At 52.4% G+C, this 9,080-nt stretch carries 7 protein-coding genes and 2 tRNA genes; 6 read left to right on the top strand and 3 right to left on the bottom strand.

What is annotated here, in order from left to right; all coding sequences use genetic code 11:
- Positions 1-91 precede the first annotated feature (91 nt).
- The 6 genes from FDW92_RS12455 to FDW92_RS12430 all read left to right on the top strand — a co-directional run bounded on the left by FDW92_RS12455 (position 92) and on the right by FDW92_RS12430 (position 6,208).
- Entirely contained in the window at positions 92-1,876 is a 1,785-nt protein-coding gene (locus FDW92_RS12455; protein WP_042308687.1) for a diguanylate cyclase, read from the top strand.
- 218 nt (positions 1,877-2,094) lie between these two features.
- Complete coding sequence (gene trpS, locus FDW92_RS12450) at positions 2,095-3,099, top strand: tryptophan--tRNA ligase (protein ID WP_042308689.1); 1,005 nt, start codon at positions 2,095-2,097, stop codon at positions 3,097-3,099.
- A 401-nt stretch (positions 3,100-3,500) separates the two neighbouring features.
- Positions 3,501-3,577 (top strand) — tRNA-Val (locus tag FDW92_RS12445).
- 4 nt (positions 3,578-3,581) lie between these two features.
- A tRNA-Val gene (locus FDW92_RS12440) sits at positions 3,582-3,658 on the top strand.
- 215 nt (positions 3,659-3,873) lie between these two features.
- Entirely contained in the window at positions 3,874-5,481 is a 1,608-nt protein-coding gene (locus FDW92_RS12435; RefSeq protein WP_042308692.1) for an FAD-NAD(P)-binding protein, read from the top strand.
- 4 nt (positions 5,482-5,485) lie between these two features.
- Positions 5,486-6,208 (top strand): substrate-binding domain-containing protein, encoded by a 723-nt coding sequence (locus FDW92_RS12430; protein ID WP_042308694.1) that lies wholly within the window; start codon positions 5,486-5,488, stop codon positions 6,206-6,208.
- On the opposite strand, the gene FDW92_RS12425 is transcribed toward FDW92_RS12430, so the two are convergent.
- Genes FDW92_RS12425 through FDW92_RS12415 form a run of 3 tightly spaced genes read right to left on the bottom strand, consistent with a single transcriptional unit; the run spans position 6,195 to position 8,990 of the window.
- Positions 6,195-6,947 (bottom strand): ABC transporter ATP-binding protein, encoded by a 753-nt coding sequence (locus FDW92_RS12425; protein ID WP_042308696.1) that lies wholly within the window; start codon positions 6,945-6,947, stop codon positions 6,195-6,197. The two genes, FDW92_RS12430 and FDW92_RS12425, sit on opposite strands and share 14 nt — an antisense overlap.
- Positions 6,944-7,948 carry an iron ABC transporter permease gene (locus FDW92_RS12420; protein ID WP_042308699.1) on the bottom strand — a complete coding sequence of 335 codons (1,005 nt, stop codon included), beginning with the start codon at positions 7,946-7,948 and terminating at the stop codon, positions 6,944-6,946. The genes FDW92_RS12425 and FDW92_RS12420 overlap by 4 nt, the downstream gene beginning before the upstream one ends.
- A complete protein-coding gene (locus FDW92_RS12415) occupies positions 7,935-8,990 on the bottom strand; it encodes an ABC transporter substrate-binding protein (RefSeq protein ID WP_042308702.1) in 1,056 nt (351 codons plus the stop codon). The genes FDW92_RS12420 and FDW92_RS12415 overlap by 14 nt, the downstream gene beginning before the upstream one ends.
- Between the last annotated feature and the right edge of the window lie 90 nt (positions 8,991-9,080).

The raw sequence follows: 9,080 nt of genomic DNA, 5'->3' as shown, positions 1-9,080 counted from the left end.
TGGGCCGCCTTTTTTATTTTCACGCAAAATCATACGTTTCCTATAATTTCAATCATGCTAATTGATTAATCGTCGCAGAAGGATGTCATCAGTGCGAATAGCCACAATCACCAACTGGGCCTACAGCGCGACGGTATGCCTGACCATCGCCTCCGGCGTTGTCATGCTGATGGCGTCCAACGCCGATAACACCGAACGCCAGGTGGTGGAACAACGTTACAAATTTGATCAACTGACCGAAGAAGTGGAGCTCGACGCCTGGTCGCTGTCCGATATGGCGCGTCTCTACGTGGTCAGTAAAGACCCGGATGCTTTGAACAACTATCGTCAGAAAGAGGCATCACTGAAAGCCGTTGAGCATCGACTGGCGGCGTTGAAAGCTGCCGGAGCTACAGGTGAAGAGCTGGCGCTATTGCATGAAGGATTGCAGATTGTTGATGCCCTGCAGGACGAACAAGCTGCGGCGCTGGCCAGCGTCGCGCGGGGAGAACACACACAAGCTATTGCCCTGCTCTTCAGCAAAACCTATGAACAGGAACTGGAGCAGGCACAGGACCGGATCGACCATTTCCGCCAGTTGCTCGACAATCGTGTACTCAATGCCATTGAAGATGCCACTCAGGCGTCACGTACACTACGCACAGCCTCTGAAGTGATGGTCGGTCTTACGGCGCTGCTGTTTTTGTTCGTTCTTGGATTTATATTGAAGCGCCGCGTGCTGCGCCCGGTGGTGCGTTTGAGCGATGTAGTAAACCGTCTGGCATCGCAAGATTATGCTGTCGAGACCCCCAGCTTTAACCAGATCGATGAAATTGGCGATATGGCCCAGGCGATCCGGATTTTTCGCGAGAACGGCCTGGCCCGTCAGCGGCTGGAGAAAGAGAGAGACGCCGACTGGGGGATCCGTGAGCTGTTGGCGCGTATGACGCAGCGTCTGCAGGGGTGCGAGAGTTTTGCCGATGTCATTAATGTGGCAGAACTTTTCGCGCCAAATATTGCCCCAGGTATTGCCGGCCGACTGTACATACTGGATCGGGAACCCTGGCAAATGCGCTGCGTTGCGCAGTGGCTCTCACCAGAGGGCAAAGCCGATGCGTTCCACCCGGACGAATGCTGGGCAGTACGCCGCGGCCAGAGCCATCCACCGGTACAAGGCGAACCGGATATCGCCTGCTACCATCTGCCAGAGTCATGCCAGCGGCATACCTTATGCGTTCCGTTGATTGCCCAGGGGGAAGCCATCGGCCTGCTCTCATTCCAGAATCTCAGCGAGGATTCCACCTCATCTCGCGCCTACCTGGAACTGATGGCGGAAGCACTCGGCCTCGCATTAGCCAACCAACGCTTGCGCGATGCGCTGCTGGAGAAAGCGCTGTACGACCCACTAACCGGTCTGCGCAATCGTCATCATCTTGAAGATACTCTCCGTACCCAGATGAGCCAGGCAGTTCGTAGCAAAGAACCGATCAGTTGCCTGATGATCGATATCGACCATTTCAAAAACATCAATGACCGCTTTGGCCATGAGGCGGGCGATAGTGTGATAAAAAGTATCGCCGCCATTATTCAGCGCGTTGTCCACGACAGCGGCATGGCTTTCCGTTACGGGGGAGAAGAGTTTCTGGTACTGCTGGCAGGTGCGGATGAACAGACGGCCAATAGCTTTGCGACAGACATTTACAACGGCGTACGCGAATTGTCACTGCGCTTTGGCGTATCCGATATTGGTCATGTGGATGTCTCTATCGGTGTTGCCAGCTACCCGCAGCATGCCCAGAGCGATAATCTACTGCGTGCCGCAGACGTAGCGCTGTATCGCGCAAAAGAACTGGGGCGTTCGCGCATTGTGAGCTTTGGCATGCTGGAAGCAAGCTGAATTATGTCAGCTGTCGGCGCATTGCTTTACCTCCACTTCAGGTAGTGGTAAGTTGACAGCATGAACACCAAACACGATATCAACGGTTTTACTCATAACCTGTGGTGGCTGCCTTCTTAAAGGCGGTCAGAATGTGTTTTCCCCATTTCAAATAACCGCCGAAAGGCGGTTATTTGCATTTGAAGACCCCTTTCGGTTTTACGCTTAAGGAGTCTTATATGAGCAACAAAACCATCATCCTCACAGGCGATCGTCCTACTGGTCCGCTGCACCTCGGCCACTATGTTGGCTCGTTGCGCCAACGCGCCACACTGCAACACGATTATCGGCAGTTTATATTAGTCGCAGACCTGCAAGGACTGACCGATAACGGCAGTACACCACAAAAGATCCAAAACAACATTCCCGAAGTGCTGGCTGATTATCTCGCCGCGGGTATAGACCCTTCACTCACCACCATCTGTTTGCAATCGGCCTTGCCCGCCCTTGCCGAACTGACCGCGCTTTATATGAACATCGTTACTGTGGCGCGCGTGGAGCGTAATCCTACGGTCAAAAACGAAATTGCGCAGAAAGGATTCGCACGCTCGTTACCGGTTGGTTTTCTGGTTTATCCCATCAGTCAGGCGGCAGATATTTCAGCCTTCAAAGCTGAAGTGGTTCCGGTCGGCGACGATCAACTGCCAATGATCGAACAGACCAATGAAATCGTGCATAAGATGAATAGCCTGTTACCTGCCCCAGTATTGTCGCATTGCAAAGCGTTGCTGAGTGAAACCAGTCGTCTGCCCGGTATCGACGGTAACGCCAAGATGTCGAAGTCCCTTGGTAATACAATTCTGTTGTCCGCCAGCGAGGAAACTATTCATCGCGCCGTCAGCGCAATGTTCACCGACCCTAACCACTTGAAAGTGTCCGATCCGGGGCAAATTAACGGCAATATCGTATTCACCTACCTCGACGCATTTCACCCAGATAAAATCAAAGTGGCGGAGATGAAAGCGCATTATCAGCGCGGCGGATTAGGTGACAGGACATGCAAAAATGAGCTGGAGATGTGCTTGCAAGAACTCATCGCGCCGATGCGTGAGCGTCGGGCAACTTACATTCAGGATAAAGGCATGCTGATGGCGATGCTGAAAAAAGGGAGTCAACAAGCGCACGAAATCACACAGCAGACATTAAGAGAAGTGAAACAAGGCCTGGGTTTACCGGTGTTCTGAACACGAATAGAAAAACACAGGATGACTGATAACTCCCGCTAAACTTAAAAAATGTGGTTACGCTTAAGTTTTTCAATGGCATAACCGCTACTAAGAGAGTGAGATGTAACTATCTTACTATTACGCCTCATTATAAAAAGTTCGAATTCTCTTCTTTACGCCTGCCTGGGTCCGTGCCCATGCAGGCTTTTTTTTCACTATCAGCTTTTCGGATATCAGTTAACCACTAATGCCCAGTCCATCGCCCCCTGAGTAAAAAACACGCTGCAAAATCAACAAAATATAATCAACTTGCTTAATTACTCTGCAAACGCGTGAGATCGGGAAGAAAAATGCTATTTCCCTCTTGCCTCATTCGGTCTGTGCCGCTAATATTCGTCCCCGTTGTCACCTACAACGTTGCGTTCATAGCTCAGTTGGTTAGAGCACCACCTTGACATGGTGGGGGTCGTTGGTTCGAGTCCAATTGAACGCACCATATTGCGTCCGTAGCTCAGTTGGTTAGAGCACCACCTTGACATGGTGGGGGTCGGTGGTTCGAGTCCACTCGGACGCACCATATCATCTTTGATGTGGTGCTTTTCTCCTCATTCTATTCTCGATAATATCCCCCAATTTTTGTTGCCGTCCTGAACGACTTCGAAATTCTTACTGTCTATCCCGTTTGTCTCCAGCGCTGTTATCGACCACACTTATCCTGCTTCGCTTGTTTTTGGCACAATGCCGACACAGAACATCGATCACAGGGCATAAAAATAATATCAGGTGGATAAGATGAACAAGATCGCTATCGTCGGTACGGGACCGACAGGAATCTATACGTTACTCGCGCTCCTCAAGCATCAAACCCCGCTTTCAATTAGTCTCTACGAACAATCAAATGAAGCTGGGGTTGGCATGCCCTATAGCGATGAAGAAAACTCGCGATTGATGCTGGCAAATATCGCCAGTATTGAAATTCCCCCTATTACCTCTTCTTATCTCGACTGGTTACGCCAACAGAGCGTTGAACATTTAGCCCGTTATGGCGTGAAACACGACTCACTGCATGACCGACAATTTCTGCCGCGAATTCTGCTTGGTGAATATTTTCGTGACCAGTTTTTACGCCTTGTAGACCTTGCGGACAAACAGGGGTTTAACGTCACCGTACACGAGTCCTGTCAGGTCAAGGATGTCAAAGCCACAACGGATGGCGTTGTTATTTGCAGCGATCATAACGACCCGGAGCATTTTGATCTTGCTGTCATCGCCACGGGTCACGTCTGGCCTGACGCACAAAGCGCGTCACGTACCTTCTTCCCGAGTCCGTGGACTGGACTAATGGAGGCCAAAATCCCGGCATGTAATGTAGGAATTTTGGGTACATCGCTGAGCGCTATCGATGCGGCTATGGCTGTCGTAGTACAACACGGTAGGTTTGTATTAGATGATGCGCAAGGTGTTCATTTCGAAAGAAATGAAGGCAGTCAGGATCTCAACATTCTCCTCATGTCCCGTTCTGGCATTCTACCGGAAGCCGATTTTTACTGCCCTCTCCCCTACGAACCACTCTCCATTGTGACTACTGAGGCTCTAGAACAGTGTATTGCAGATGGTCCTGCTGGGCTGCTGGACAGGATCTTTATGCTCATAGCCAAAGAAATTGAGCTGGCTGACCCTATCTGGAGCAAAGAAGTCGCCCTTTCTTCCCTGAACGCCGACAGCTTTACGGATGTCTGGTTCGCTGCCCGTAAAAAGCACGATCCGTTTCACTGGGCCGCAGCCAATCTTGAAGAGGTCGAACGCAATAAACGTGACAAACATACGGTTGCCTGGCGTTACGCTATTCTGCGACTGCATGAGGCCGTACAGGAAATTGTTCCGTGGCTGGATGAGAAAGACAGAGAGCGGTTTGACAATGGACTTGCTCGCGTCTTTATCGATAACTATGCAGCCATTCCTTCACAATCGATCCGTAGATTACTGGCACTGCGTGAGGCCGGGATCCTGAATATTCGCGCGCTCGGTCAGGATTATCAGTTAGAGCAAAAAGAAAAAATGACGGTAATACGCGCTCAGGGCGAAACCTATGAGTTTGACGTTTTTATCGATGCCAGAGGCCAGAAAGCGTTAAAAATTAAAGATCTGCCATTTCCATCGCTACGGGAGCAACTGCAGTCCACGAGTGAGGAAATACCGGATGTCGGCGATGACTATACGTTACAGGCGCCTGATATCGTCCGGGGACGCATTGCGCTCGCCGCACTTCCCTGGCTGATGCACGATCAACCTTTCGTGCAAGGGCTTACTGCCTGCGCAGAAATTGGGCAGTGCGTCGCGCAAGCCATTTCCCGGCCAGCCACGCGTCTTCGTCGACGCTTACCCTATTACGAGGCGTGACACGATGTCTTCTTCCATCACTCTACTTGCTGCCGGCAGTTTACGCCCGGCACTGACTCCGTTGATAACCCATTTCACGCGCATCAGTGGAACAGATGTAAAGGTGGAATATGGTCCAGCCGGTTTATTGCGTGAGCGGATTGAGGCAGGTGAACCCTGTGCGCTGTTTGCTTCGGCCAATCGGGAGCATCCGCAGCGCCTTCTGGCTGAGCATATAGCCCTCTCGACGCATACCTTTTGCTGGAACCAGCTGGGTCTGGTTACCACCCGGACCGGTGAATGGCTGGATTTGCTACGAAACCCTGCCCTGCGCATTGGTACCTCTACGCCCGGCTGTGATCCTTCCGGAGATTATACCTGGGCATTTTTTGACAAGCTGGATGCGCTGGAGACGGGCCTCGGGCAGCAGTTGCGCGAAAGGGCCATTCCCCTGGTTGGTGGTCGCGACACCGTGAGGATCCCGCAGGGAGAACTTGCCAGCGCCTGGGTCCTGCGTCAGGGACTGGCCGATCTGTTTATCGGCTACGCGCATTATGCAAAAACGCTCCGCGCACTCCCCGACGTTCGTTATATAGCGATTCCGGCTGAATATAACATTCAATGTGAATACCAGCTGGCGGTGCTGGAAACGTCCAAAGATGCGCTGGCGCTGGTTGAGTTTATACTCGGCAACGGCGGCCAGGAATTTCTGATCGCCGCTGGTTTTGTATCACTTACCGACGAATAGAAAACAGCGGCGCAATAAACGGCGTCTGGTAATGGTCAACGTTCACTTTTCGCAGCGGTAATCCGTAGGCCTGGGACAGATTATCTTCCGTCACGATGCTGTCCGTCGGCCCTGCCCGCCATTTTCCTTCAGGAAGCAGCAGCAGCGTATGCGTGGCTATCTGTAGCGCATGCTGCGGATCGTGGGTTGAAAACAGCACGCTGCAGCCTTGTTGGCGAGCCAGATCGCTGATGAGCTGCAGCACCACCTGCTGATTAGCGAGATCCAGCGCGGAACACGGTTCATCAAGCAATAACGTCTGACATTCCGTGACCAATGCCCGGGCTATCATCACTAACTGTTGTTGCCCGCCAGAAAGTGAACCAAACGAGCAGGCGCCAAGATGTGCGATATTAAGTTGCTCCAGCGCCTGCGCTGCCCTTTTTTGATCCTGCTGGCTGGGCTGCGCAAATAACTTCACGTGCTGTGCCCGCCCCATCAGCACCACATCGCTAACCGTATAGGGAAACGGCAGATGACAATGTTGCGCCACAATCCCAATTCCACCGTCATTTTCAATACTGCCGTCCAAAGTAGGCAACGTGCCGGTTAGCGTATCGAGCAGCGTAGTTTTACCCAGACCGTTACGTCCCAGCACCGCCCAGACCTCACCTTTCCGGCAACTGAACGTAAGCGGCTCAAACAGCGGTACGCGATACCCGTAAGTCAGCTGATTTACGCGCAGTGCGACAGATTTCATTGTTTCCTCCGACGGCTGTTGTGGATGAGTAAAAAAGCGAACAGCGGCGCACCAAATAATGCAGTGATGATCCCCAGCGGGATCTCCGCAGGCAGCAGAGTGCGCGCAATATCATCCACCACAATCATAAAACCGCCCCCCAGCCAGAAGGCACAAGGGAGCAAACGACGGTGATCGACCCCCACCAGCAAACGTGCCAGATGCGGGATAACCAGCCCGACCCAGGCAATACTGCCGCTGACCGCCACCTGAGCGGCGACTAAAAAAGCGCAGCACACCAGAACGCTGCGTCGCAGAGGAACCACCGCCACGCCCAGCGCTCTGGCATCTTTGTCATTCAGCGATAGCAGATTTATCCGCCAGCGTAACTGATACAAAACCGTCGCGGCGATACCCACCGGAATCGCCAACAGCAGAACTTTATGCCAGCTGGCCGTCGCAAAACTACCCAGCAGCCAGAACACAATGTTCGGTAACGTCTCTTCGGTATCCGCCTGATACTGAATCAGACTCACCAGTGCGGCAAAGAAACCGCTCAGAATGATACCCGACAGGATCAGCACCAGCGTATTCTCCAGCCCCTGCAATGTAGCGATGGAATACAACAGAATCAGCGCCGTCAGACCGAAGAAAAACGTTGAACCCATCATCAGCCACGGCGACAGACCGAGCAGAATCGCCAGCGTACCGCCAAAAGCAGCCCCCGACGTTACGCCGATAATATGCGGGTCGACCAGTGGATTATGAAATACCCCTTGCAGCGTCGCACCGCATAAACCCAACGCGCCCCCCGCCAGCAACGCGATCAGAATTCGTGGTAACCGCACCGTCCAGACAATCTGGCTGGCAATCCCTTCGGCATCGCTATAGTGCGTCAGATGGTAAAATACCTCGCTTAACGACAGTGGATATTGCCCGAGGCACAGCGAGCTGACGCCCAGTAACAAAACCGCCGCCATTAGCAGTGGCTGCTGGGGTAAAGTGCGGTTACTTAGCTGCATCAGACTGCCAGTTCACACGATAAAAACGCTGATAGTAGTCTTGCGCCTGCGCATCGACATCCACGTCTTTATAGGCGTCCGGATACAGTTTTTTGGCCATCCACAGTTCACCTATCGCCAATGCTTCCGGCATCGGATACCCCCAGGCTTTGGCGTATTCCGGCATCAGCCAGATACGATGATTTTTCACCGCATCGATTCCCTGCCAGTTGGGATCGTTTTGGATTTCAGTCACCACCTGCGGGTAACGGTCCTGAACAAAAATCACCTGCGGATTCCACGCCAATACCTGCTCAAGCGCGACCTGACGGGCGCCTTTCACACTGGCCGCCGCCACGTTTAATCCTCCCGCATGCTGCATCATCAGTCCCGTATACTTCCCGGAGCCGTAAGTCATCAGGTCGGGGTTAGCCATATAAACACGGACCTTTTGCGCATCAGGAATGTTGGCAACTGGCGCATTAAATTTTGCCCGCGCCGCAAAAACGTAGTCGATCAACGTCTCTGCCTGCAGTTTGCGCCCAACGACATCCGCAATCAGGCGAATTCCCTGCTTTAACCCTTCGTTGTAGACCTGCTCTTCATCGGCCATAGTCGGATTCATTTTATTCTGCTGACCATCAGCATCCTTACGCAATGAGATAGCGACCACCGGAATTCCGGCGTTCTGAATCTGCTGAATCATCTCCGCTGGCGCATAGTTGGCTACAAAGACAACCTGTGGGTGAATCGCCAGCAGGCTCTCGATATTCACGCTGGTGAGATCGCCCGGCGTCGGCAATGTCGTTATCTTTGGCATAAAACGCGCGAATTCAGGCCCGAGCTGTTTTTTCCAGCTCGACATGACACCAACAATGTCCTTCTGGGCGTTGAGTTGTACCAGAATATTCAGCGTCTGGTGTTGCAGCACCACCACCTTGTCGACATGGTCAGGAATCGTGACCTGACGACCAAGCTGATCGGTAATCGTACGCTCGGCCTGTGCCGAGAACGCCACAAAGAAGCTGGCGCAAACCAGCACAAAAGAACGGAGAGTTAACATGGGATACCATCTGGATGAGGAGTAAAAACGATATATATTAAATTATATAACGATATAACTGGCAACCCATTACCGATAATTACCGCGCTG

This window comes from Citrobacter sp. wls706 (assembly GCF_005281305.1).
Taxonomy (GTDB): Bacteria; Pseudomonadota; Gammaproteobacteria; order Enterobacterales; family Enterobacteriaceae; genus Citrobacter; species Citrobacter werkmanii.
This window is presented reverse-complemented; position numbering and strand designations above follow the sequence as displayed.